22 protein-coding genes, 1 pseudogene and 4 CRISPR repeat arrays (1 of these 27 only partly in view) are annotated in these 26,177 nt (G+C 40.9%); of the genes and pseudogenes, 9 read left to right on the top strand and 14 right to left on the bottom strand.

All coding sequences use genetic code 11. The annotated features are described in order from the left end of the window. A CRISPR array of direct repeats spans positions 1-469; the repeat unit is 37 nt; unit sequence GTTTCAATCCCGCGAACGGGTTTCATTTATTTGAAAG (it extends 1,988 nt beyond the left edge of the window). Between the two features lie 259 nt (positions 470-728). The 5 genes from WA1_RS56895 to WA1_RS12565 all read left to right on the top strand — a co-directional run bounded on the left by WA1_RS56895 (position 729) and on the right by WA1_RS12565 (position 4,155). Then, positions 729-902: a hypothetical protein gene (locus tag WA1_RS56895; protein WP_158516634.1), complete on the top strand. Its 174-nt coding sequence runs from the start codon at positions 729-731 to the stop codon at positions 900-902. A gap of 145 nt (positions 903-1,047) precedes the next feature. Further along, a complete protein-coding gene (locus WA1_RS12580) occupies positions 1,048-1,419 on the top strand; it encodes a hypothetical protein (protein ID WP_017750184.1) in 372 nt (123 codons plus the stop codon). Between the two features lie 48 nt (positions 1,420-1,467). After that, a complete protein-coding gene (locus tag WA1_RS12575; RefSeq protein WP_017750183.1) occupies positions 1,468-3,174 on the top strand; it encodes an IS1634 family transposase in 1,707 nt (568 codons plus the stop codon). A 541-nt stretch (positions 3,175-3,715) separates the two neighbouring features. Continuing rightward, positions 3,716-3,937 carry a type II toxin-antitoxin system HicA family toxin gene (locus WA1_RS12570; protein WP_017750015.1) on the top strand — a complete coding sequence of 74 codons (222 nt, stop codon included), beginning with the start codon at positions 3,716-3,718 and terminating at the stop codon, positions 3,935-3,937. Further along, complete coding sequence (locus WA1_RS12565) at positions 3,934-4,155, top strand: type II toxin-antitoxin system HicB family antitoxin (RefSeq protein WP_017750014.1); 222 nt, start codon at positions 3,934-3,936, stop codon at positions 4,153-4,155. Before WA1_RS12570 ends, WA1_RS12565 begins: the two co-directional genes overlap by 4 nt. A gap of 530 nt (positions 4,156-4,685) precedes the next feature. On the opposite strand, the gene WA1_RS12555 is transcribed toward WA1_RS12565, so the two are convergent. From WA1_RS12555 to cas3, 13 genes and pseudogenes are all read right to left on the bottom strand, one after another. Then, positions 4,686-5,543 (bottom strand): Rpn family recombination-promoting nuclease/putative transposase, encoded by an 858-nt coding sequence (locus tag WA1_RS12555; protein WP_017750012.1) that lies wholly within the window; start codon positions 5,541-5,543, stop codon positions 4,686-4,688. 170 nt (positions 5,544-5,713) lie between these two features. Continuing rightward, a CRISPR array of direct repeats spans positions 5,714-6,555; the repeat unit is 37 nt; unit sequence GTTTCAATCCCGCAAGCGGGTTTCATTAATTTGAAAG. A 212-nt stretch (positions 6,556-6,767) separates the two neighbouring features. Further along, positions 6,768-6,953 (bottom strand): annotated as a pseudogene (cas2, locus tag WA1_RS59680) (CRISPR-associated endonuclease Cas2); the annotation flags it as partial. 103 nt (positions 6,954-7,056) lie between these two features. Next, entirely contained in the window at positions 7,057-7,188 is a 132-nt protein-coding gene (locus tag WA1_RS52700) for a hypothetical protein (RefSeq protein ID WP_272819125.1), read from the bottom strand. Positions 7,189-7,423: 235 nt separating this feature from the next. Next, entirely contained in the window at positions 7,424-7,741 is a 318-nt protein-coding gene (locus WA1_RS12545; RefSeq protein ID WP_017750010.1) for a helix-turn-helix domain-containing protein, read from the bottom strand. Further along, positions 7,713-8,108 (bottom strand): type II toxin-antitoxin system RelE/ParE family toxin, encoded by a 396-nt coding sequence (locus tag WA1_RS12540; protein ID WP_017750009.1) that lies wholly within the window; start codon positions 8,106-8,108, stop codon positions 7,713-7,715. The genes WA1_RS12545 and WA1_RS12540 overlap by 29 nt, the downstream gene beginning before the upstream one ends. A 207-nt stretch (positions 8,109-8,315) precedes the next feature. After that, positions 8,316-9,901: direct repeats of the CRISPR family, unit length 37 nt; unit sequence GTTTCAATCCCGCAAGCGGGTTTCATTAATTTGAAAG. A gap of 209 nt (positions 9,902-10,110) precedes the next feature. Further along, complete coding sequence (gene cas2, locus WA1_RS12535) at positions 10,111-10,404, bottom strand: CRISPR-associated endonuclease Cas2 (protein ID WP_017750008.1); 294 nt, start codon at positions 10,402-10,404, stop codon at positions 10,111-10,113. Continuing rightward, complete coding sequence (cas1d, locus tag WA1_RS12530) at positions 10,401-11,378, bottom strand: type I-D CRISPR-associated endonuclease Cas1d (protein ID WP_017750007.1); 978 nt, start codon at positions 11,376-11,378, stop codon at positions 10,401-10,403. The genes cas2 (WA1_RS12535) and cas1d overlap by 4 nt, the downstream gene beginning before the upstream one ends. A 3-nt stretch (positions 11,379-11,381) precedes the next feature. Beyond that, positions 11,382-11,966 (bottom strand): CRISPR-associated protein Cas4, encoded by a 585-nt coding sequence (gene cas4 / locus WA1_RS12525; protein ID WP_017750006.1) that lies wholly within the window; start codon positions 11,964-11,966, stop codon positions 11,382-11,384. Further along, a complete protein-coding gene (gene cas6 / locus WA1_RS12520) occupies positions 11,963-12,838 on the bottom strand; it encodes a CRISPR system precrRNA processing endoribonuclease RAMP protein Cas6 (protein WP_051077158.1) in 876 nt (291 codons plus the stop codon). Before cas6 ends, cas4 begins: the two co-directional genes overlap by 4 nt. After that, the gene (cas5d, locus tag WA1_RS12515) at positions 12,807-13,616 is read right to left on the bottom strand and encodes a type I-D CRISPR-associated protein Cas5/Csc1 (RefSeq protein WP_026135372.1); all 810 of its coding nucleotides are present in this window, start codon (positions 13,614-13,616) and stop codon (positions 12,807-12,809) included. Before cas5d ends, cas6 begins: the two co-directional genes overlap by 32 nt. Before the next feature lie 140 nt (positions 13,617-13,756). Next, the gene (gene cas7d, locus WA1_RS12510) at positions 13,757-14,752 is read right to left on the bottom strand and encodes a type I-D CRISPR-associated protein Cas7/Csc2 (RefSeq protein WP_026135371.1); all 996 of its coding nucleotides are present in this window, start codon (positions 14,750-14,752) and stop codon (positions 13,757-13,759) included. A gap of 112 nt (positions 14,753-14,864) precedes the next feature. Beyond that, complete coding sequence (gene cas10d / locus WA1_RS12505) at positions 14,865-17,783, bottom strand: type I-D CRISPR-associated protein Cas10d/Csc3 (RefSeq protein WP_017750002.1); 2,919 nt, start codon at positions 17,781-17,783, stop codon at positions 14,865-14,867. Between the two features lie 309 nt (positions 17,784-18,092). Beyond that, positions 18,093-20,228, bottom strand: a complete 2,136-nt coding sequence (cas3, locus tag WA1_RS12500; protein ID WP_017750001.1) for a type I-D CRISPR-associated helicase Cas3' — start codon at positions 20,226-20,228, stop codon at positions 18,093-18,095. Between the two features lie 128 nt (positions 20,229-20,356). On the opposite strand from cas3, the gene WA1_RS12495 reads away from it, so the two are divergent. The 4 genes from WA1_RS12495 to lysS all read left to right on the top strand — a co-directional run bounded on the left by WA1_RS12495 (position 20,357) and on the right by lysS (position 25,656). Continuing rightward, positions 20,357-21,331 (top strand): helix-turn-helix transcriptional regulator, encoded by a 975-nt coding sequence (locus tag WA1_RS12495; protein ID WP_017750000.1) that lies wholly within the window; start codon positions 20,357-20,359, stop codon positions 21,329-21,331. Between the two features lie 867 nt (positions 21,332-22,198). Beyond that, the gene (locus WA1_RS61665; protein ID WP_026135370.1) at positions 22,199-22,450 is read left to right on the top strand and encodes a hypothetical protein; all 252 of its coding nucleotides are present in this window, start codon (positions 22,199-22,201) and stop codon (positions 22,448-22,450) included. A 53-nt stretch (positions 22,451-22,503) separates the two neighbouring features. Then, positions 22,504-23,278: a CRISPR direct-repeat array (repeat unit 37 nt; unit sequence GTTTCAATCCCGCGAACGGGTTTCATTTATTTGAAAG). 357 nt (positions 23,279-23,635) lie between these two features. Continuing rightward, positions 23,636-23,962 (top strand): hypothetical protein, encoded by a 327-nt coding sequence (locus WA1_RS58085; RefSeq protein WP_017749998.1) that lies wholly within the window; start codon positions 23,636-23,638, stop codon positions 23,960-23,962. 74 nt (positions 23,963-24,036) lie between these two features. Beyond that, entirely contained in the window at positions 24,037-25,656 is a 1,620-nt protein-coding gene (gene lysS, locus WA1_RS12485; protein WP_017749997.1) for a lysine--tRNA ligase, read from the top strand. Between the two features lie 126 nt (positions 25,657-25,782). On the opposite strand, the gene WA1_RS12480 is transcribed toward lysS, so the two are convergent. Continuing rightward, positions 25,783-26,100: a hypothetical protein gene (locus WA1_RS12480; protein ID WP_017749996.1), complete on the bottom strand. Its 318-nt coding sequence runs from the start codon at positions 26,098-26,100 to the stop codon at positions 25,783-25,785. Positions 26,101-26,177 lie beyond the last annotated feature (77 nt).

The following is a 26,177-nucleotide window of genomic DNA, read 5'->3' as shown; positions in this document are numbered from 1 at the left end:
CGGGTTTCATTTATTTGAAAGTTGGTATGCTCGTGAGTTAATAGAGATACTAGGGTAGTTTCAATCCCGCGAACGGGTTTCATTTATTTGAAAGTCAGGATATTGTTCCCAGTAGTACCCTTCCTTACTAGTTTCAATCCCGCGAACGGGTTTCATTTATTTGAAAGTTTATTAGCTTTCAAAGAGTTGCCCTAAATAGTGTAAGTTTCAATCCCGCGAACGGGTTTCATTTATTTGAAAGATAGAGTGGCAAAAATAACCCAGAAAGATTGTGAAAAAGTTTCAATCCCGCGAACGGGTTTCATTTATTTGAAAGCTACCCAAACAAAGATATTACTGCATACGTCCAAAGCTGTTTCAATCCCGCGAACGGGTTTCATTTATTTGAAAGTTCAACATATCGGGCATGAGCATCAGCGTAGGTTGTAATCTGTTTCAATCCCGCGAACGGGTTTCATTTATTTGAAAGGGGGAGCCAACGAAAGCCAATAATAGAGCCGTTTCCACAACCATTTTTGGCGGGACTGTTTTAAAAGTCCATTCTGGCTTTCGCGAACAGGCTTTGTGCTTATACCTCAATCGCTAAAACTATTGACTTGTCTAGGTTCTGACGTTTTGGCGGGAGGTGGGGGTTTTTCGCCCGTGCTTTGCCCTGCCAAAAAATTTGGAAGACCACTAAGAATATCATAAGGTTATTATGTCTTGCTGTCGAGGTTACTAAGTATAAGATGGCTAACATCGTCAAACAGCCGTGTGATGAAGCAGTTATTCCTGTACGTTCGCTCATTTTTGAAGGGAGAGAGGAATTAATACCGGACTGGGTAAGGTTTCAATACGATTATGGATCGGCTAAAACCTCTCCGTGTAATACCTGGGGGAGCAGAGAGGGCTTAACTGTGTAGTACATGGAAGGAGTCAAATGAGGATTCACCATGTATCACATGGGTGTAGTTCGTTATCAAGAACGGTTTGATAATACAGAGTATTACATCAAAGCTTCACCAATAAGCACGTTAAACTTACGATGTAATACACCGAATCCGAGTCATGTTGAAGCGGGACATTCAAGGGAAGTTTGCACTGAAAAATGATGATTATCGTCAAGTGCGTTCAGTGAGATTAACTGACGAAACTTGGAAGATTATGGGGATTGAGGCTGAATGCTTGGGGATGAGTAGAGCTGACTACTTGGAACAGTTGATGAGGGGGAATGTTAGTCCAAGTATTACACGGAAAAAAGAGCCAATAGATCGAGCCTTAGCTACTTTTGTGGAACCAACGACTACGCCACAACAGGTGGCAACACTTGAGACTTTACGTGACCAAGTTTTACGACGATTAAAATTGGGTAAGCAAGCTCCTGGTTATAAAGCAGCACTGAAAGCCCTCAATGATTTTATTGCGGCACTCTCAAGCTAGTATACGTAACAATCCGTGCTCGCTAACATAATTCTTGCAGAAACAATCATGGAAATAACTTCTGAGCGCATTGACGATATTCCCGTAATAGTGGAGTGGCTCAAACAGATGGAGATAGCCAAATGTATTGACCAGAAACTGAGTGAACCACACGGAAATCACAAAGGGCTGAGTTACGGTCAATTGAGTGTATTGTTATTAACATACATCATCACGCAGTCAGACCATCGGTTATCTGCCGTGGAACCTTGGGTGCAGACACATCGAAGGATTTTAGAGTTAACTACGGGATGGTCAATCGCGGAAAAAGATGCCACGGATGACAGATTGGCAAGGGTAGTCGAAGAGCTAGGGAAACAAACACAAGCAATACAGGAAATTGAGGTAAAGTTAGGACGGCATTTGATTCGTGCCTACGAATTGCCAACTGTTGTAGCACGAGCGGATACAAGTAGTTTTAGTGTAAATCATAATCCTGGAGATTCAGTTGAAGAAAATCTACTGCGCTATGGCTATTCCAAAGACAAGCGTCCAGATTTATTGCAATACCGTCAATTATTAGCAACCCTCGACCCAATGGGAATGCCATTGGTGAGCGCTACGGTTGAAGGTAATGGAGCCGATGACCCATTATATTTTCCCACTTGGGAAAAAATGGTGAGAGTGATTGGGCATAAAAAGTTCGTCTTCGTTGCTGATTGTAAAGCCGGTGCGATTGCAACTCGCGGTCAAATTGCCGCAAGTGGCGGTATTTATTGTTTCCCTGTACCTATGAGTGGACAACACCCCCAATATCTTCAGCAATGGGTACTAAACCCACCTACAGAAATTCAGCCCATTCGTTTCCCGCATCAGGATGAAGATGAACCGGATGTGGGCAAGGGTTTTGAAGTGGAGTTAGGCAAGTTTTGGTTAAACCCAGAAACCAACAAGTGGGTACGTTGGCATGAACGCTATTTGGTAGTTTATTCCACTAGCCTTGCAGCATCTACTATCCGTGGTCAACAGCAACGCATCTTGACCGCGAGAACGGCTCTGGATAAATTAGCAGCCAAACCAGGAGAAGATCCACAAGTATTAGCCCATAAAGTAGAAAACATACTTGAGCGCTATCGTGTCAAAGATTTCTTCAACACGACAATTACTGAACAAATCATTCAAAAAACTCGTCATGTTGGACGAGGACGACCATCAAAAAATTCTCCCACTGAATTGGTAAATAGTATTTGTCTTCAACTTGAGATCCAACTTCAAGATGCTGCAATCAAGGAAGCAGAAACTTTGGCAGGGTGGAGATTGTACGTCACTAACGCACCCCTTGCTCAACTAAGTCTATCACTTGCTATCATGTATTACCGGGATGAATGGGTATTGGAGCGAGGGTTTCACCGTTTTAAACGCGGTTCTCTACCCGCCCTACCCATTTACTTCACTGACCAAAACCGAATCACTGGCTTGATGTTCTTGTTGAACATTGCTTTACGGATATTTACTTTGATGGAGTTTGTGGTGCGACAGGCACTTATAGAAACTCAACAATCTTTGGCTGGTCTTTACGATGGCAATCCCAAGCGCAAAACTGAACGCCCATCAGCAGAGAAAATGCTCCTCGCTTTTTGTCATTTAACTCTCTATTTTTTACCTGATGCTACCATCTTCATGACGCCTTTGTCTGAGCTCCAAAAACAGATTCTTTATTTAATGAAAATGCCCGATTCCCTTTATCAGATAGATTCGGTGAGTAGCTCGGCATGATTTTACCATAGGCATGGATAATACACCCTCATTGCCATCCCATTTCAACATAAACTTTTACCGTGTATTACACCGGAGATTCAACGGAAAATAGTGCTGCTGTCCCCTGTATTACACAGTATCACCTATCTTCATGTAACATAAGCGCGGCGGAATTCCTTTTCCATGTATTACACCGTCACTCCCCCTCCATCCTTTACCACGTATTACACGGGTTGGGTTTTAGCCGATCCATCATTCCTTTGAAACCTTACCCAGTCCGGTATTAATTCCTCTCTCCCTTCAAAAATGAGCGAACGTACAGTATTGAATTAAGTGCAAAATTAAAACAGGCGATCGCTCTTGCGTTTGGAGATAGCTTTCGTTTAGTGATGTTTATTGCTGTTGGGTTGGCGTTGGCAAGTGCGATCGTTGCCTTTGTCACAATTGGAAGAAGTCAAAGGCAGATGCAGAGACTCCCATAACTTTAAATCTTTAACCATCTGATATCTTAAAATACAAATGAGGAAGTAGGAAAATAGGGTGAGAAGTTAATAATTCTATGCCCAGGAAAATTCGAGAGTTGAAAACCCAAATTGCTCGCGAAGGATTTGTTTACCTGCCTAAGCGTGGTAAAGGTAGCCATGAGCGTTGGCGACATCCAATGCTTAGAAAAACACTAACAATTCCTGGCAAAGATGGAGATGATGTGCCAATATACCTAGAAAAACAATTAGATCGGTTATTAAATGAACTAAAAGAAATAGGGGAGGAGGATTCATGAGTCGATACAGCATGGTTGTTCAGTGGTCAGAAGAAGATCGGCTTTTCTTAGTTACAATTCCAGAATTTGCCGATCGCGTTGTCATGCCCTGCACTCACGGCGAAACTCGTGAGGCTGCAATTCGTAATGGTGAAGAAGTGATTGAGATGTACTTGGAAGCTTGGCAAGCAGAAGGTGAATCTATACCTGAACCTAACACGCTTCAAACTACTGCCTGAGCAGTACCCGATATATCACTGAGAATCTCGACTGAATCAACTTTGTGAATTCGCAGAACAGATAGTAAAACATTTCTGTCGTGTGTTATGTTAGCCGATATAGCTAATTGAGAGATTATCATTATAAATTTATTACTGAATTTTATTCCAGCGATCGCCAACGAAAATGCAAGGTTTTTGAGACTATAGATGTTATAACCGTGCATTTATTTGGCAAAAAAAGGCTTGAAATCCTTCTCTGTCCAACCTTTCGATTGTTTTCAGCAAGCCCTAATTATAGATGAACAATTAGGTAGACAAATCACCATTAATGAGGGACTTCTGTAGGAGCTTGCTCTTGCGTTTGTGGATAGCTTTCGCTTGGTGATGTTTATTGCTGTTAGGTTGGCGTTGGCAAGTCAGCTCGTTGCTTTTGTCACAATTGGAAGAAGTCAAAGGCAGATGCAGAAACTCCCATAACTTTAAATACACTAAAAGACAAATCCGTTCGATTTGGACTATTATCAGTTTGCCTGAAGTAACTTATAGATCTACATTGGGCTACGCTGATGTTCTGCTAAAAAGTGTTCCAAATCCGCTATAGTGTTGAAATCTAGCAGAGCTTCGCTGAGGTCTTCGAGTAGCGAAAGTGAGAGTGTTGAGAGAAGCGATCGCATCTCATCAGAAAGTTCTTGTCCTAATCGTCGCGTTAACTGTCGAGTAATCAGCACCATCGCTTCCACTTCTTGTCCTTCTTCCTTCGCCTCCCGAATTGCCCGTGGCTCTTGAGTCAAATCCAATCCTAGCATTGCTATAATCTCCGCTCGACTTAAATTGGCAAACTTATAGACCATTATAGAGGTGATAATATCGATGATGTCCCCTCGTTCCCTAGCTGTAAATTCCTCTTGCTCCGTCCGAGAGAGCAATTCCCTTGCCAATTCTGGGGCTTCTGCTTCCGGTACGATTGTCAATACCGTTGCTGCCACCATAACGGGCAGCGAGGGCACCTCTGTTAACTCATCAAGGTAAACTCTATGCACTTGTTCGCCATTGAGCAGCGAGCGATGGGGATAGACTTTGCTCTGTTCGATGCTGCGTGATGGGTAAATGACCACTGCTTGCCAATCGGAAAACTGATTGCAATTGCGGTAAAAATATAACAACGATTCACCAAATAACCGTTCGTATAGTTCCTCATCCTTTTGAAACTGAACCTCACAGAAATAAACCGTTCCCGGTTCCGAATCAGGTGGCAGAAATACCCCATCAATCTCGAACTTCGGTTCCTTAACCGCGACACAATCAAACCGATAATCTTCGGCGTTGTCTGGTCGAGCGCCAATCAAATCAAAAAGCAATTGAGGGGATCTCTGAAACATCTGATAAAAAATGGGGTCACGCCGCATACTCTTTGCTCTCAATCAACTTGAGTCAGTTTACTATTAAATGACTTTCAGTGTGCGCTAGTCGAAGGAATTGATAACTGAAAGGCTTAACTCTATATATTTATTGCGATCGCTTAGGTTTCATTTAATTGAAAGTAGGATTGTTGCATAATTTAGATACATTTGTGCCGGTTTCAATCCCACAAGCGGGTTTCATTTAATTGAAAGCTCCGCTAAAGAATTAATTTTCTTGACCAAAGAATCGGTTTCAATCCCGCAAGCGGGTTTCATTAATTTGAAAGAGGGATGGAGGGTGATAGAGCAATCAGCCTTACTGTTTCAATCCCGCAAGCGGGTTTCATTAATTTGAAAGTTGACCCACTCCCAGGCTTGAAACTCACAGCCGGAATGTTTCAATCCCGCAAGCGGGTTTCATTAATTTGAAAGCAACCCGTTGCAACCAATTGAGAACGTTGTGGATAGTGTTTCAATCCCGCAAGCGGGTTTCATTAATTTGAAAGATGAATCAAACTTGTTGAAAACAGCCAAGCGACAAGTTTCAATCCCGCAAGCGGGTTTCATTAATTTGAAAGTTGTGTCTTTTGGTCACTTATTGTCTTAGAGGAATTCGTTTCAATCCCGCAAGCGGGTTTCATTAATTTGAAAGTTAGAGGTATTGTCATGACAGTTGAAATTATAGAAGAAATGTTTCAATCCCGCAAGCGGGTTTCATTAATTTGAAAGGTTATATACTTTGCTTATTTACGTTGTAGGTGGAATGTTTCAATCCCGCAAGCGGGTTTCATTAATTTGAAAGAAGAAATTAATTCTTCATGAGACATAAAGTCAATCGTTTCAATCCCGCAAGCGGGTTTCATTAATTTGAAAGTCAAGTTTAAATTTTAATGAGTCTCCCTTATTCGTTTCAATCCCGCAAGCGGGTTTCATTAATTTGAAAGCTTAGTCGGGGGTAGATTAGACTTGACGGGAGAAAAGGTTTCAATCCCGCAAGCGGGTTTCATTAATTTGAAAGGGCGGCTAACCAAAGCTAACTATAGAGCCGTTTCCACGACTATTTTTGGCGGGACTGTTTTAAAAGTCTATTCTAGCTTTCGCAAACAGACTCTGCGCTCATACCTCAATCGCTGAAACTATTGATTTGTCAAGGTTCTGACGTTTTGGCGGGAGGTGGGGGGTTTTTGCCCGTGCTTTGCCCTGCCAAAAATCTGTAAGATTACCCTAACATCATAATATTATTGTGTCTTGCTGTCGAGGTTGCTGAGAACCATAGGTAATTGTCTTACGTACTGACCCTGCATCTAAAACGTAGATACGCACTGAATATTCGGCTGGTTTAATCAAGTTCTCAACTTGCACTGTTAGTTTAGCAAACTGTACGGCAGTCAAAAAACATTCAAACACACTGTACTGCGTCCATGTCCCATAGCCAGAAAGTAGTTTATGTAGTTTTGTTCGCCGCTTATTTGCTGCTTTATTGTCGGCAAGTCGTAAATGACGAGGTAAAACAAAGTACTCATCTCAGTGACAGCGCTTTATAGGGAACTCCCTCTTGTAAATGTTGAGATAGTAATCGTGCTTGCAATTCGATCGCACGCCGATAACTGCAATGATAGCCAAAGGTAGGATGCTTAAACTCGTTGTTCATTTTTCGCTCCCACGCTTGTAAAAACTGTTTGCGTCCGCTATCGGAAAGTCGATACGCACCAAGATTGGGCTGATTTTTAATGCCTAATAATCATAGCCAAGGAGAATTTATCATGCGTAGTGCAATCAATGAATCTAGACTAATTAGCGATTTTCTACGGTCACTTTAGAAAATCATAACCCCTATTTTTAGGGGTTATTTGAACATAACAACTGATTTTTAGGGGTTAACCATTTTAATACAGCACACTGTTTAACCCACGATTCTTTACCAAGTGCAGTAGTTTAAGAGATGTTCCACTAGGTCGCTTTTGTCCTATTTCCCATTTTTGAACCGTTGAAGGACTTATATTCAAAATACGTGCAAAAACAGCTTGACTGACTTGAGATGATTCCCGTATTTCTTTAATTTGATTAGGTTCTAGAGATTCAATAGGAGGTAGGCATAGGTGTTCAAATTCGCGCAATGTAATTTGATTCATTAGTCCAGCTTTGTGTAGGTCTGTAGCTGTCTCATGAACTGCTTCAAGAATTGCTGATTTTTTCTTCCGCATTACAATTCACCTCTATTAACACATTACTATTTTTTGCCTGCTCAAGCTCTTCTGGTGTATAAGCAAGTAATTGCTTGGATAACATTTTCAGAGCTTCTTCTTCATCTTTGTCAACGTTACTGCGTTCGTTTTTTGAAAAGCCAAAAATAAAAAACCAACGATCTTCATTATTCGTAGCTACTAGTGTCCGAAATCCACCACTCTTACCTTTCCCAGGTTTTGCTATGCGTTTTTTAAACAGTCCACCTCCAAGGTCAGCATCATAAAGCCCTGCTGCCATTTCATTTACAGCGTTACAGAGACTAAGATTGTTTAAGCCTTCCTTTCGCGCCCAACGGTCAAAAGTACGGTTTTTGTAAATTTTCATTTTATAGTCTCTTTGTTTAAAGTATAGCACCTAGTCCTATACTTTAGGGTAGATATAGCGTAAGCACAGCTGAGGAATAATGGTTGTTCTTTCTCAATCTCGCCAAAACTCACCAATCACTGATAGTATTTTGGCGAGGTTCGATATATGACGAGATTTCGGGATTTGGAGAGATTGGCGTAATTGAAAAGCTATCTGGAATCATTGGTTTCAATCCCGCAAGCGGGTTTCATTAATTTGAAAGGTACCACATTTTAATGGGAGCCGTGAGTTGGACTCGTTTCAATCCCGCAAGCGGGTTTCATTAATTTGAAAGCAAGAAGTCCCAGAGAAAAAATTTATAATTTCATATGAATGTTTCAATCCCGCAAGCGGGTTTCATTAATTTGAAAGCCAATATTTTGCGATAGCGTAGAGATTTTTTGAGTGTTTCAATCCCGCAAGCGGGTTTCATTAATTTGAAAGACCAAGCAAGTGTTACGAAAAGTCCCTCAACTCTTGCGTTTCAATCCCGCAAGCGGGTTTCATTAATTTGAAAGTTGGAGAACGTTAACGGGTGCCAGATAAAAACCGTGTTGTTTCAATCCCGCAAGCGGGTTTCATTAATTTGAAAGTCGCATAGATACGAATGGTTACTTTTCTGAGATTTTCTGTGTTTCAATCCCGCAAGCGGGTTTCATTAATTTGAAAGGAATCAAGGTTTCCCAGTATATTATATTGTATTAGAAATAGTTTCAATCCCGCAAGCGGGTTTCATTAATTTGAAAGTTGTATTACCAGATTTTCTTAATGAAGATTGGGCTGTTTCAATCCCGCAAGCGGGTTTCATTAATTTGAAAGTTTGTTTTTGAGTTAGCTGAGACTGAAAATGCTGGTTTCAATCCCGCAAGCGGGTTTCATTAATTTGAAAGGTAAAACTCAACTGCTTGCATCACCTCGTCCAATGGAGTTTCAATCCCGCAAGCGGGTTTCATTAATTTGAAAGATAGCCTCCGATCGTCGCGAACAAACCGGGAGTAGCACAGTTTCAATCCCGCAAGCGGGTTTCATTAATTTGAAAGTTTAGTGCCGATTCTGGTTTCTTGATAAATATGAAATGTTTCAATCCCGCAAGCGGGTTTCATTAATTTGAAAGCAAAAGTAGACTTCATTTTGGAACAAACAGAAGTACCGTTTCAATCCCGCAAGCGGGTTTCATTAATTTGAAAGTTCTGTAGATTCTTCAATAAACTCTTGAAAAAGTTTCAATCCCGCAAGCGGGTTTCATTAATTTGAAAGTTATATAAGATAAAGCTTGTTCAATGTTTTTAGCTTGTTTCAATCCCGCAAGCGGGTTTCATTAATTTGAAAGTGAAGGATGGTGTGGGGCATATGTTGATGCTGAATACGTTTCAATCCCGCAAGCGGGTTTCATTAATTTGAAAGATGCTATTCAAATTGAAGGTGCTTCTGTAATAGGCAGTTTCAATCCCGCAAGCGGGTTTCATTAATTTGAAAGTTTCCAGTAGACACCCAATACGCAAAAGCTGAAGAAAGTTTCAATCCCGCAAGCGGGTTTCATTAATTTGAAAGTGACCCCGAAATTGTAACTACCACTCCAGATGATACGAGTTTCAATCCCGCAAGCGGGTTTCATTAATTTGAAAGCATTTTATCAATATTGCTAAAAAAGGATTTCAAGCGTTTCAATCCCGCAAGCGGGTTTCATTAATTTGAAAGAATAGTTGCATTATCCTATAACTCTTGGTAAGTAGCTGTTTCAATCCCGCAAGCGGGTTTCATTAATTTGAAAGGGCGGCTAACCAAAGCTAACAGTAGAGCCGTTTCCACGACCATTTTTGGCGGGACTGTTTTAAAAGTCTATTCTAGCTTTCGCTCAGAGACTCATCGCTCATACCTCAATCGCTGAAACTATTGATTTGTCAAGGTTCTGACGATTTGGCGGGAGGTGGGGGGTTTTTGCCCGTGCTTTGCCCTGCCAAAAATCTGTAAGACCCTAACATCATAATATTATTGTGTCTTGCTGTCGAGGTTGCTCAGAACCATAGGTGATGGTCTTGCGTACCGATCCGGCGTCTAAAACATAGATCCGTACTGAATCTTCGGCTGGTTTAATCAAGTTCTCAACTTGCACTGTTAGTTTAGCAAACTGCACGGCGGTTAAAAAACATTCAAACACGCTGTACTGCGTCCATGTCCCATAGCCAGAAAGTAGTTTATGTAGTTTTGTTCGCCGCTTATTTGCTGCTTTATTGTCTGGCAAGTCGTAAATGACGAGGTAAAACAAAGTACTCATCTCAGTGACAGCGCTTTATAGGGAACTCCCTCTTGTAAATGCCGACTTAACAATCGTGCTTGCAATTCGATCGCACGTCGGTAGCTGCAATGATAACCAAAAGTGGGATGCTTAAACTCATCGTTCATTTTTCGTTCCCACGCTTGCAAAAACTGTTTGCGTCCGCTATCGGAAAGTCGATACGCACCAAGATTATCGGTAAAATCATCGGGTTTAATTTCTTTGTGGCTGATGACTGAAAGAATCAAATTATCAGCAATCAACGGGCGAAATTCTTCCATCAAATCAAGAACCATAGCGGGTTGTCCTCTTGTCGCCTCGTGTAAGTAACCAACGTAAGGATCTAAACCAGCCATATGGACTGCAGCCGTTACCTGTACTTGCAAAAGCCCGTAGGCAAATCCCAATAATGCATTGACTGCATCTGTGGGAGGGCGGCGATTTCTACCATTAAATGACCATTCTTCCTCAAGCATCTTTGACCAAGCAGCAAAATATTCTCGCGCCGCTAATCCTTCAACACCGCGCAACTCATTGAGGGTTGTTTGTTCCTTAACTAGCTGTTTGCGGGATTTCAGGGGATTATCTTTTTGGTCGTGACGGTATAATACAGCGTGTTGATTGTGGATTTTGCCTGTTACGATTGTTTTGACAATCTCTAAACGATGGTCTGCATCATAATAAGCAGCATACTGTGCTAACCGCAACTGACCGTTACGAGAGTAGGCGGGAAGCGCAGAACCCAAGTATTTACCAAAACCAGACAGGTAATGCACTGGCATTCCCAGTTCTAAAGCATAAACTAGAGCATCGCCTGTAATCTGGGGATTTCCCATCAACACCACTTGTTCGACAGTTTGGGCGGGAACGGATTTTTTCTCCCAGTTACCATCTTCTTGTTTGAGGGCGACTTTAAAAGCTTCTGCAGCTTTGCTTAAAACTGCATCTGGTTGAGTGACGTAGAGAATAGACATAATTTATACCTCAAGGCGTAGTTTTTTAATTTCTTTGGGCAAACAAATTTTCTGCAAGCTGCAATCTTGACACTTTTTCGCATTGTCAATCGGTGGTGGCATTACGCCTCCAATTGCTAACCTCGCTGCTTGAATTGCTTGTTCTGTTGCCAGTCGCAATTCGGGTGTAAAATTGATACGCTCGCGACGACGGTTGGCATAGTAAAAAATTTCTCCGTAAGGAATGGGACTTCCTGTACGTTCTTCCAAACACATAGCCGCACCACACAGTTGAAAATGATCGTTCAAGTGGTTTGCCATGCGTCCTTTTTTAAATTCTAAAGGCACTAACTGGTTGTCTTTTTCCTCCACTGCATCGATAATGCCATTGATGAGAATGCGATCGCTCCACACCCACTGATGTCGATAAACCACCTTGTCACCTTCCACAGATTTCCCTTCATCATCAACATTGCGGTGCAAGTGACGACCAATGATAATATGCTCGTTGTCAGCATTTTCTCCGAGTTCGTATTCCAGAAAAAAGCGGCGCGGACAATATTCCCAAGCATTTAGATAAGCAAGGGGAAGGTAGAATTGTTCGTTCATTTCGCGTTAGCCTTTCTACGAGGTTTTTTATAATTTTGAGTTTTTGAATTTTGAATTGTGAATTGTGAATTGCCTAACTGTGTCTGTCCCATTCCCATGGCAGTTTTACGTCCCACACCTGCAAAGAAGGCGAAATTAGCCAAAATCGTTGCAATTCGAGCTGTTTCAGCACAACTAAATCGGTAGCGTACCCAGCCCTGCGCCCCAACTTCCGCACCCCCTTCCATCTTGAGTGCGTAGGTTTTCAGTTCGTAACCTGTAACTGCAGCATTCCATTCACAAGCCGGAAGCTGGTATTGTTCCGGTGCAAAAACATTCCACCGCCGATGCAGTGAGTTAAACACCAATTCAGGTAAGGGAAAAGTCTGCACGCTCTGATTTTGCTTAAAGCTAGTGGGAGACAGAAAATACATCTCGATATCAGTCAAAACTGGGGCTGGGTGTGACAGCAGTGCATAATCAGCCGCACCAGCTAGGTGATGTGTTCCAGGTAAGGCGTACATATTCCGCAATACAAAGGGGAAATCTGCTAACACCAAAGATTGAGTTTCTGACAGTTCAAATCCCCGCATCAATGGTTCAACCAAACCACCATCCAATAAAGCAATCCGAAAATAAAAGTAATCCCCCACACGCACCCCACCCTGACGGCGATTTCCCAACAGCCCGGAAATCGTCAATGGCGAACTTTGACTTGCATGGATAGCTTCTGCAACAGATGGATTTGCTGCTGCTAACCATTTAAGTACCAGTGCGTGCAATGCACGAGATAAAGTCGGGGCAATTTCTCCTACATCTGCTGCTGCAAGTTCGATAACAATAGAATGCAATGTAGTAAACTTATGCTGTTGCAACGACATTTCCTGCTCCATAAAAAGTGACCTTTGGTAAATAAATTTCTTCAGGTAATTGTTGATATTGTCCTACTGTTAATGTTGCCTTAAAAGCTTCCCAGTCTTTCTTTTTCACGTCATCATTTTTCTTGGCAAATACATACTCACCCCGTAATTGTGCTTGACTTACCAAACTCACAGGAGGCATAACAATTCTGTTATACAGCAATATCCGAGTTTCACTTGGTAAATCTAAGGGATTTAAAGGATGCAAACAGGTGTAATCTCCAGATTTACTTCGCAAGATATTTTCTGGAATTTTTATGACTTCAACTCGGATTTTTGCTGCCCATTTTCCCAACCGTATCCAACGAGGAATTTTGATATTTTCAGGAGCAACAATATACGTGCGATATTGACTCCCAACAGCTAATTCTTTAGCTCTTCCGTAATTAATTGGATAATTTTTCTCAGCACCTTTATCACCAAACTGTTTTGACTTACCATAATAGCCAACTTGAGCAGCTTTAAAGGTATTAATTTGATACGACCAATTGATAGGTTGAGCAGGGAATACATAAATTCCAGCTTGATTGAGATGCAAAAGATTTTGTTCGGCACTTGCATCTAAATATGTCGGTTTTTGTGCCTGTTCCCCTTGCAGGCGATAGGGTTGGGGAATGTAATGAATGGAAAAAAGTGCAAAACTTAGCGCCCAATTATGCAAATATTTTTCAGTTTCATAGAGAATTCCCATTTCCCTTGTAGCGAAGAAAACATTATCGTGTAGCGTCAGTGTACAGTGATATAAAGCCATATTGAAATCATTTTGGATTAGAGAAGGTTTGAAAAGTTTGTACGGGTTTCTAGCCCGCTCCTAGTGTAGGACGGGCGAGGACGCCCATCCCACAAGATTGGGTGATTTATTTCTTGAAAATCTTTAAGGCAAAAGAGCGATCACTTACCCTTCTTTTTCAAAGCTCCAAAAGACTCTGCATAAGCTTTAGTTTGCCCATATAATGCAGTCATAGTTTCTAACAAGCGAGCTTCATCTTGATATAGAGCATTAATTTCACCGACTAAATCATCTAACTGAGAACCAAAAATTAACTTAGTTTTCCGAACAGGCTCATCATTCAATAAATTATTCGCCACTGTTTCTACCTGCTGTAAAACATCACTGATAGGAGCATCGATATCTCCTTTTAAAGCATCGTAAAGTGCTTGAGTGAAATGTAAATTACTAAAAATTTCACCATCACCAAAAACAATTCCAGCAATGTAATTTCGCATTGTTCCCGTGCGCGATTCTTGAGCACCGTATCTTTTAGTACGCAGTAAGTTACCCAAAACGTAGATAAAGCCTTCATAGGTAGAGTCGCGCAGCGTTTCCACTGTAGGGAATGTCACTTCTGGAATTACATGATCTAATTCGTTGATACTGCTTCGCATTTCTCCTGCTTCGCTCATCGTTCCACCTTCAAAGGGTGCATTGAATGTAAAACTGCGATGGGACTCTTCGTAAGCACTCAGGGAAAAAGCTGAATCAGAATAGACTTTAGAACGTTCGGAACCACTGTCACCGATCGCAAATCCATAGATAATACAATCTGGACATTTTTTGCAAGATTTCTCGCCATTATATTCACAGTGTTTATCCTTATTCGTGTCATCAGCGCTAGTCAGACTTAAACCACGGAGTAATTCCCGTCCAGCAAGTCGTTCGGGAGTCGTTTGTTTGCGCTTAAACATCACCAAACGGCTAATTTGTTTTTTGCCTTCATCTGTATTACCCAAACCCCCTTGCGTGCGTGCAGTATTAAGGATTCCATCTGTTTGAAATACAGGGAACGATTGACTGTGACGTAACAAGATAAAATGGATATACTTTCCTGATGCCAAACGGGGAAACGCAGATTGAAATTCAGACTTCAAAGTTGTAAGAACGCTCACGATCGTGCTCCTAGTAATATAGATTAAGACAAGACTCAAAAACTCATCCGCGTGCATCTGCGTGCATCTGCGGTTAATCATTCATTTTTTCTTTTGCAAGAATTAAAAAAATCTAGGACACCTTAGCAGATTTCTCTTGCAAAACTAACCAACGATAAGCAAATTCTGCTCCAGATTTAATCCGGTTGCGATTTTCTTGCAGCAAAGCGCGATCGCCTTTATAAATTCCAAGAAATAGTTCCCGAACACAAGTTGTCATAAAAGCATGAATCGCCATTAATTCTTGCTCCTCTCTTTTAGTTTTCTCCAATGATTTATCCATCATTAAAGGACGTTTGTAAACTTCTTGACGCTTCAAAGCATCTTGAATTTGTCCAGAAGCTTGCAAAATTAGATCGTCAACATCAACTTGCTGAGGAACTGACAAAATCATTTCCAAAGCTTTTGACAAAGGAAGTAAAATTGTATGACTTGATTCCCCCAAACTTGCTTGATAAAACACGCGATATTGCTGCACTAGCTTTTCCATTAACTTCATAAGAAAAACACCTCCATTTTGGTTTGAATCATCTTGTTTTACCCAGAGTTGGGCATATTGCCAATAACGCTTAACTTCTTCTTGGCTAGGATCTCGTTTATCCCGTCGTAAACGTTCTGCTGCTAGACAAAAAATATTGAGTACATTTGTTGTCACCTCCCTAACTGTTTTAATCAAATCTCGCCATCTAGCATCTTGTAAAGAACCACGAGTTTCCAAATGCAGGCTGTATGCAATCAAAAGTCGCTGCATTGCATTTTGAAAATCTTGAATTCGCAATGAATTAGACAATCCAAGTAAATTCCAAAATGACGCGGGTGCATCAAGAACTATTGATTCTTTAAAATCACTATCGCTGTCATAAAGCGGAACGGAACTACTGGTTGCTATCACCTTGACTCCTAGCAATACGGGAAGCGATAAAGCAAGAAAAGCAGGTTGTACCCATGCATCGGTGAGTGTTTTTCCTCGTGTTGTCGTGTAGTTCATTGCCATAAAAGGCAAGTCTTCTCTCGCATATTTATCCTTTTCAAAGCGTCCTAAATTTGCTTCATGACTTAACCAAGCAACGGATTGCAAAGCATGAATATCCATCTTATTCTCCAGCCACTGCTTGCGGACATCCCACAAATTGATGGACTTCATGTTGTTAACTAACAACTTAATAGCAGCAGCAGTTTGAGGAGAATAGACATAAGCAGGGAAGATATATAAAAAGACGGGTTGTTGTTCTTCTAGCTTTCCTGCTGGTACTGACCAAAAAGCTTGTCTGAGTAACATTTCCAAAGCCCATATTTTGGAAATACCTCGTTTGATTTGTCTCCCTCCAAGAGTGTTTTTATTGCTATATTGCTGTGGCTTAAATAAAACTACCGAATCCATTTGGTCTTCCGAGGTGAATTCACCCGAACTTAAAGAACAAATAGGTTGTTTTGCTATCTTTGTTTTGGCATTGGCATAAGCGGTAAATTCAGTATCAAATGAGGTGCGATCGCTATCCCATCCTTGGACTTCTAGATATTGAGTTAAGTAATCATAGAAAATATCGCGGATAGGACTTGAGTGTGAGAGAAGTAAGTTATTTTCACTTGCCCAAATTGCTAAATTTTCTGCCCATCTTTCAATAGATTCCGATACATCTTCTGGTTTTAAAGACGCATGAGATGCAACATAATAAGCAGCAGCATGATACCATCCATAATTTACACCTCCTGCTTGGACTTGTGTTTGTTCTGGTGATATTTCGTTACTAATTCCCAGAGTGTTAAGCATCCAGTTTATGTACTCTGGAGACTCAGCAAAAAACTCTTTTTGGGTTAGAAAAATAAATTCGGCAATGCGATCGGCTCGAATATCTGCACCTTTGCTGAGAAATTCTCGTTCAGTTTCAGTTAAAGGTAACTTCTCCAAACGTTTGGGTGTTGCGGGGTCTTTACTATTGGCGACTTTAACTTCAATGACTCGCGGTAATTTGGGAATAAGTTCTGCTGGAGAGAATAATTCCAAGGTTTGCGGTGCAACTTTTAAGCCTTTGCCATCTCGCTTAAAACCAATATCTCCGCCCATCATTTTACTCGCTAAGACTCCACTCACTTGAATCCAAATAAATTCTTGAAGTTTTTGAATTTCTGGAGTTTCATTATCTGGTGGTGCTAGATAAATGACACCTTGAGCAAAGAACAGAATTGGTTCCCAATGGAGTTCTTTAGCAAACAAAATTGTGGCGTTATGAATACCATTACTGAGGATACCTACAGTATCTCGCAAGCGATGATAAACCAAATTTTTGTTAATTTTTAAAAATCGCAATTGTTCCCGCAGTCTTTGTCCTCCGGTTTGAGTATCTATATCTGCTGGATCGCTAAAATGCACAGCGATATCACCAAAAGCAAGTAGATAATGAAGGGGATTGCCTAAACGACGGCGATCTTTAATTTTAGGAACTGGCCAGTTAGCAGGGTAAGGATTTGTCCCAACTTTATTTTGGGTGTTTTGTGCTAAATAAGCAATTTCAGGTAAATAGTCTTGCCATTCCGACCAAAATAATTTAAATTCAAGTTTTTCTCCTAAATCGCGACACAAATCAATAATTTCTTCGACTTGCCAATTTTTCGGTGTTTCTTCTCCTTGTCCGTTACAATACTTGTTATAGTCGTGCAGAGTTAATCCCAAACAAAGTAAATATTTTTCAATATCTGATAAGGGTTGAGGTAAATATTTACTGATGTTCCAAGCAGTCAGTAAGCCATTGAGAACGTGAACCAATAAATTTTGGTCTGCACGACTCGACCACCTTTGAGCTTTTTCTTGAGCATAGGGATCCCCAAGCAAAGATAATACTTGATAGTGTGCTTCGTAAGAACCACCTAAAGCTGAAATGACACTAAATTCTCGTTCGAGTGGTGGTAGTAGCTTCTCGATATACAAACGCAAAATCGGGTCTGTATCTTCTGGTAAAGTTTCGATGAGCAGTGTTTGAAGAAGGGTAGACATAATATGATTTTGGATTTTAGATTTACGATTTTGGATTTATTTGCCTAGGTGATTGGAAATCACGGCTATACAGGCAAAACCCACCTACGTGGGTTTCAGAACCCAGTTTTTTCTTGAGTCCGCGTAGGCGGACTTTGCTTGTATAGTCGCGAATTCTATTCGCCAAAATATTCGCCAAAACATTCGTCACAACTCCACAACTCCAAAACGTTCGCTAAAACATTCTTCAAACCGCCAAAACATTCGCCAAAATATTTGCCAAACCATTCACAAAAATATTGGCAAAAACTCCATTAAAATGTTTCATATTCAAAAAATGGTGGATTCAAATCGCGTGCTTGTAAACTTTTTCAAATGCCACTTTAAAGCTTCTAAAAGTAAAGCATCTTGATTAAAGGCACACGCATAAGCTTGTTCGCTAGCATCAACCAAACGATATAAGCCAAATAACGGGCTGAGGTTAAGAGTGCGGCTCACTTCCCAATGGCTGCTGAGTTTACTTTTGTTGACTGGAACTAAAAAAGTGAGTAATTTCTTGTGATGCAAACAATTAACAACTTCAGCTTGCAAATCTCCAACTAAACTTAACTTATCTATTAAATAGAGTTCGCCAACTGGTAACTCGCTGCTGTTACGGTTGCAGTGCAAGCTAAGATTATCCACTCGCTTATCTAACCATTCTTGAATGCGAAGATAAACATTGATAAATTCATCAGGAAATTCTTCTTCTCCTCTTCCCGACTGAGTAACTGCATTTAAAAATGTGTCGCGGTTAATAATTTCAACTCGTGCATAAGGTAAAAGTCGTAGCAGGTCATAAGTATAGAAATTATTGCCATCCCAAACGGCAGCTTGTAGCGTTGAACCTCCTCGGAAGCGTAAAAGTTCTTTTTGGGTTGCTTTACCAACAGGATTATTTTGCATCGCAAACCACTGTCTGCTTGCTGACGCAAAATCTTGCGAGTAAATACGCTGCAAGTCTTCGGTCATGTGTTGACGGACTAGTTCGCTGACTTTCCTATTCTCTTGAGTCATCCGTGACAACATTCCCTGCGCCTGCAATGTACCCCAACGTTGGCGATATTTTTGAAATTCTTTGGGTGGGTCAAATGCATAAGCGATCGCATCTGCTAAAGTATCCCGTGTAACTGTTTGATTGGGTGTGAGTTTTTCTTGCAGTCGAGCCGTCACCCAAGGAGTATGACCCGGAATCAAAATAAAAGCCGTGTACTGATTAAAACCGGGATGTCTCCCCAAGCGTCCCAAACGCTGCATCACTGTTGCAGAGTCGCTACTTTCAAAAATCAACAGGTGAATTTTAAAATCAACGCCAACATCAACTGCAGATGTACCGACAACGAGAACTGGTTGACTGGAATCTTTCAAGTCATTTTGCACCTGCAATCTTTGCTGGCGATCGATACGTCCGCTAATTTCTCGAACAATCACCCCTGGTAACAAAGCTTGTAGTAAACGAGTGACCTGACCGGCTTTCGCCACCGAATTCATAATAATCAAGCCCCTCGCTTTTGACTCCACATTCAGAATTTGCTGAAGAGTCGGAATCATTTCCTCTAACCACGTCTGGGTGTCTTTGTCCTTCGGTAATTCCACAAACTCCAAGTCCACTGGTTGAAGAATTTGTCGAAACCCAGGTGTATCCTCATTTGCATAAACACCCTCAACTGAAGCCACTTTAAAACCAGCTTTGCGGAGTTGTTCGATAAAATCGGGTTTTGGTGTTGCTGAAGTAAACAAAAACCGTCTGGGACGAGGTTGGTTTTCTTGGCTGCGGCGAATGAACGCCAAACTATTTAAAGCAGCAGTCTCTTGATGGCTGCCAAAAATAGGAAACTCATCAAACACCCATAAATCAGGCCATTCAGCCAATGTCAATGGTAATTGAGCGTTACCATAAGCCGGATTGCGGTACTGAAAGTGAGTCATGTAATGAAAAATATCGGGATTGGTTAGCAAAACAGGCTTTTGATAAATCGCCAACAGGAGTTCTTGAAACTTATCACTCTTATCTGCTTGCTTAACTCGTCTATTTAATTCCGCCCCAAATAGACGGTCAACCCGTTGAGAAGCATCTAAATTGAATAGGCTGTTGTAGTGCTTTTGCTGTTCGGCTTGGTCTTCCACAAGTTCGATAGTGGGATACAAAGCCATGATGCGGAAGTCTGGGTTAATGAGTCCCGGTAAATTTGCAGCCAACGACTTACCATCACCAGTTGCCGATTTATTACAAATAATATCTGCATTTCCGTGTATAATTTCTTTATAAGTTTTTGCTTGGTGCGATGACAAGGGACAAACACATCCCGGCGGTGGCTTAAGATTGGGAGCCTGTTGAGTGACAATGCATTTAGAAGTACACCCAAGCGGACAGTTCTCAACTCCTGGGTTAAGCTGAGAGTAGAGGGGTTGTAACAAAAGCTTCATTTGCTTCCCTGTATTTCCTTTGAACCAAGTCTAGTACTAGGTTCAAAAATTTTGGTATCATTTTTTGACTACAATGGAAAAATTCTGGGAACACTAATAGAGTCAAATACGCAAAACGCTTTCCAACAATGCCGCCCAAAGTGGATGCAAGTTACAACCAGCTTGCCTTTGCTCTAGAAATCCTCAGACTTCTAGCCGAAAAACCACGACGACGCGATGAACTCACAGATTTACTATCAATCTTTCTCGAACAGCACGGTCAATCTATAGATAATGCTGATGTTAAGCAAAAACTGACCCGCACAATTCGCAAGCTGAGGGACTGCGGTATCGAAATTAAAAGTACAACTCACAGCCCTTACGAACTCGTCGAGTCAAAATTTCCCCTACTCCTGTCCGCCGAACAGCGACAAGCCCTAGCAATAGCGGCTTATTTCCTTTCTGATATGGGCTTTTCGGCTCAAGCCAGCCAAATTCAGCGCATTGGGAACCTTTCAGAATCCGACATTCCAGCGTTTGTTAAAGTCGATTTTAGTCCTCCTGTTGATTATAGCGATCGCAATTTGGATACCATTGTGCGTCAACTCCAAGAACGCTTTCAGCAACAGTGTCGTTATACAATTCGCTATCAAAGCCAACCAGGAGAAGGGAGAATCTGGGATATTGACCGTTCGGAGTTGCGATTGCACGACGGTGTTCTCTACCTGTTTGCATTTAGACCAGACTGGCGTTCCAAGCGTTTTGACTATTGGCCCAACATCGACCAGAATCATATCTTTCGCCTTGATAGAATAGTCAATGTTGGTGCTGCATCAGATACTCGTTGGTCATCATGTGACTTTCCCACATTGAAAGTACGTTATCGCACGAGCGGACAATTAGCCAATTACAAACCTCGACGGAAGGATGAAGTCATTGTTTGCAGCGATCCGGAAGGAAAATTTCGCGACATCGAAGCCACGATAGATTATTGGTTTTGGTTTCGTCAGCGTATTTTGAAATATGGAGAAAATGTTCAAATTCTCAGTCCGCAAAAGTTGGCTGATGAGATGAAAGAAGAGTATCAGAAGATATGGGAAAAATTATCGGCAGATGAAAATTGATTACATCTCACACAAAGGCGCAAAGAAAGACGCGATTGTTATGAAATAATAAGGAAATAGATATTATTTGTAGGGTGTATCCTGTTTGTGCAAATTCCTTTTAGAATTGGACAAGTTCACTTCAAATGCCGTGACGACTGACTTATCAATGCCGCCAGCGATCGCAAAAGGAATAGACTTCTTGCAAAAGTCAAAAAAATGAATAATTAACCGCAGATGCACGCAGATGCACGCAGATAAAATTTTCTGATACAAGAAGTCTAATATTGAGTTAGGAAAAGCGTCTGCATTGGGATATCAAACAGAAAAACTTAAATTAAATATAGACGTTAAAAAACAGAAAAAGAATAAAAAAAATCAATTTGACAATTTTCATGAGAGCATTTATCTTTAGCTTATACAGTACCGCAGTCTGTTTTCAGCAAGCTCCGGTCACTTCTGTACCTTGAGATTGGAATATGCTCAAAATTTTGGCGGGGCAAAGCACGGGCAAAAACCCCCTACCTCCCGCCAAAAGTCTGTAACCCTTATCATGACAGGAATTTGTCTTGTAAAGTCAATTATTTGACAGTTTCTGCGATCTGCTGAAATGGAGTTTTTGACCTCCCCTGCCAAAAATGCTCGTAGAAACTAAGATGGTACAGGGTTTCAAATTTCGGGTTTCATATTAATGACTTCCGCTTGCGGAATTGAAACGTGGGTTTTGTCATGGGAGCGCAATCGCCATTTTAGTTTCATATTAATGACTTCCGCTTGCGGAATTGAAACAAGTCGAAATCTGGGGAAGCAAATTGTTGAGCGGCGTTTCATATTAATGACTTCCGCTTGCGGAATTGAAACAATGCCTTTAGGGTTAAGTATAATAATATGAAGTCTCCCGACAATACGCCAACATCAGAACAGATTGCTATTTTTCAAGCACTTGATGAAATTGATAAAGACCCCTGCATAGGGCGATTAACAAAAGGAGAACAAGACTTTTTCTTTGACCAGTTTTTTAGTAAGGAAGCGAAGAGGGAAAGATTACAAAGAATACGCCAACGCAAGCAAGCTTTAGAACAACAGCTAGCCAAAGTAGTGGCAATGGAAACACAATTATTAGAAAACATTCAAGAATGAAGTTTCATTTATTTGAAAGAAAGTCTTTCTACTTTTTTTGATTTCAACAACATGTTTCAATCCCGCGAACGGGTTTCATTTATTTGAAAGCTTAAGTCCTTCTACTACCTGGCTAGCCAGTGATGAGTTTCAATCCCGCGAACGGGTTTCATTTATTTGAAAGACAACGTTTCTAACTTCTTTATATAGGCACTTGCGTGTTTCAATCCCGCGAACGGGTTTCATTTATTTGAAAGCGGAACCTACTAAGCAGCCCTAAAGGTCATCTAGCGGTTTCAATCCCGCGAACGGGTTTCATTTATTTGAAAGTTCTATAAAATCATCAAACGCTTCTGTAGATGGAGGGGTTTCAATCCCGCGAACGGGTTTCATTTATTTGAAAGAGAATTCTTGCTAACAGAAGTAAAAGGGGAAAATTCAAGTTTCAATCCCGCGAACGGGTTTCATTTATTTGAAAGAGCTGGAGTAGATGATACCTCAGAGGAAATATTATTATGTTTCAATCCCGCGAACGGGTTTCATTTATTTGAAAGAGTTGAAAAATTCATTGGACACCGCACACCCAGTAGCAGTTTCAATCCCGCGAACGGGTTTCATTTATTTGAAAGAGTCTAGTAAAGTTGGCGCTTGATCTTTTTGATTAAGGTTTCAATCCCGCGAACGGGTTTCATTTATTTGAAAGGTTAAAGATAATATTACAGAGATTGCATAATTGCTTTGTTTCAATCCCGCGAACGGGTTTCATTTATTTGAAAGAGTTTTTTATCAACAGTCTTGATATCTTGTTCTTTGTTTCAATCCCGCGAACGGGTTTCATTTATTTGAAAGAGGGCAGCCTATCAAAGCTAACTGTAGAGCCATTTCCACGAGTATTTTTGGCGGGAGTGTTTTAAAAGTCCATTTCTGGCTTTCACGAACAAGCTCTATGCTCATACCTCAATTGCTAAAACTATTGATTTGTCTAGGTTCTGTCGATTTGGCGGGAGGTGGGGGGTTTTTGCCCGTGCTTTGCCTTGCCAAAAATTTATAAGACTTCTCTAAAATCATAATATTATTATCTCTTGGTGTCGAGGTTACTGGAACCTTAAGTAATCGTCTTGCTTACTAACCCAACGTCTAAAATAAAGATCCGCACTGAATCTTCGGCAGGCTTAGGAACACAAAATAAATTATATTTCTTGTGGGATGCGCAAGCAATGTAAGCATTTAGGAATTCAATCTTTATTAGGAACACAAAATAAATTATATTTCTTGTGGGATGGGCATCTTGCCCGTCCCAGAGAACGAGCAGGCCTTGACGCAGAAGTATACAAGGAGCCAACGACGGACAACCAGCATCTTGCCCGTCCCAGAGAACAAGCGGGCTTTGACGCCCACTCCACAAGAGTCTTGCACTTTATTAAATTCACATTCCTTAATCAGCTTTCTCAATCCACGCATCTACGCATCTCAAATCCAAAATGGTATCAGATTTGCGATCGCCCGAATTACGATAGCTGGGAAAGACTGTGATTTTTTTGACTGACTTGTGAGAAATTCGGGGATAGAGTTAGAATATGGAGACTCTAAAGCACAGATGTCAAACAATGTTTTGGGCTGATAAAATCGCTGCTGATTCACAAGGTAACCAAGTAATCAATGATTCCAAGACTCCTTCTGGAAGAGTACACGTAGGGTCATTGCGTGGTGTTATTATACATGATGTTATTTATCGTGCCTTAAAACACGCAGGTAAGCCTGTAAAGTTTTTGTACGGTGTTGATGACTACGACGCGTTGGATACCGTTCCCAAGTACCTAAATAAAGAAAAATTTTCTCCTTATCTTGGTTGTCCGCTGAGTCATGTACCCTCTCCAGAGGATACAGCGAGTGATTACGCTAAGTATTTTATGGGTGAATTTTTGGAAGTCTTTGAGTTTTTGGGAGTTAAACCAGAAGTATACTACTTGCGAGATTTATATCGTTCTGGACAACTTAACAGCCACATCGATATTTTCCTCAAAAATGCTCACCTAGTTCGAGAAGCTTATAAAGAGATAAGCAAGGCAGATCGCCCCGATAACTGGTATCCGTTTCAAATTGTTTGTGAAAACTGCGGTAAAATCGCTACCACCAGCGTTACGGATTATAACGACTCAGAAGTTTTTTATACTTGTAAACCAGATGCTACAAACTGGGTACAAGGTTGCGGTCACTCAGGTTGGGTTTCTCCCTTTGATGGAAATGGTAAGCTGCCTTGGAAAGTAGAATGGGTTGCCAAGTGGGATTTATTAGGTGTGACTATCGAGATGGCAGGTAAAGACCACTCTCAAAAAGGTGGTTCGAGAGATGTGGCAAATTCCATATGTCGTAAAGTTTTAAAAAAACAGCCCCCATTCCATTCTCCCTATGAATTTATCCTAGTGAATGGAACTAAAATGAGTTCGTCCAAGGGTGTGGGTTCAAGTGCCAAAGAAATTGCTGAACTACTTCCTCCCGAGTTACTACGCTTTCTAATGTTGCGTACTCAACCACGAACAGTGATTAACTTTGCTCCCAACTATGAAACTGTAACTCGTCTTTTACGAGACTATGATACTTTAGTTGAAAACTATCAAGCTTACCTTGAGACTCAACCTGAAAATCCAGAATTGGCTCAAGAGTTTATGCCTCTATTTTATGCCCAGCTTAAAGACGAGATAAAATCTTATAATCCATTTGATTTCAGTACGCTGATTTCGCTATTACAAATTCCACACCTTGATATTCAAGAGGAAGTCGCAAAACGGAGTACTAAACCTTTAAGTGAGTACGATTGGTCAATTATAAATCAAAGGATTGCTGCTGCTAAAAAGTGGCTACAAGATTATGCAGAGGAAGAAGAAAAGTTAGTTATTCATCTTGAACAAGTTCCAGATAAGGCTACAGGATTAACTGAAGAACAGCTTTCATACCTTGAAAAACTAGCAGAAAATTTGGAGAAAGTTACAAATTGGGAAAGTGAAGAGTTACAAACGACCCTTTTTGCTACTTCAAAAGAGCTACAAATTCAACAGGCTAATGCATTTAAAGCCGTGTACTTATCTTTTGTAGCTAAGGAACGTGGACCAAAAGCAGGTGCCTTACTCTCTTATCTAGATAAACCCTTTGTTATTTCTAGGCTAAGAAAAGTCATAGAACTAAACACATCTCAATTTAATTTGACTTCAGCAAACGCAGAAGCTTAACTGGTAACAGAAATTAAAACCCCTAAGCGGAAATTAGAACCCCGGTTTCTTGAAGAAACCGGGGTTCTGACACCTCAATTGTCGTTAACCGAGCAATATTGGTAAAAAATTTGGATTGGGATTAAGTTAATCAGAAACCTTTAAAGCATCAGGAGTTTGAAAAATTTTTGTAATTTTATTTATCTCAGGAGTTGTTGCAGCCGCTTTTTGAAAAGCAAAGACACAAAAAACTGCTCCTACCGCAATCCCAAGAGAATGCATGAAGACTGAGTAATACTTCATATACCAATTTTGGATTTTAGATTTTGGATTCAAATAGAAAGAAACACTCTCTATCAAAACCCAATTGAATTTTGGCAATTCTCTCTTTCTTCCCTCTGCGCCCTCAGCGCCTCTGCGGTTCATTAGAAAATTTTCCAGTTCCATTCTAGTTGCCCAAATCATTCGCCAAATTCCTTCTTTCTACCATTTTACGAAAAGGATGATACAAATCTAAAACGTAGAGACGCGCCATGGCGCGT

Origin of the sequence: Scytonema hofmannii PCC 7110 (assembly GCF_000346485.2) — a bacterium.
Taxonomy (GTDB): Bacteria; Cyanobacteriota; Cyanobacteriia; order Cyanobacteriales; family Nostocaceae; genus Scytonema; species Scytonema hofmannii.
This window is presented reverse-complemented; position numbering and strand designations above follow the sequence as displayed.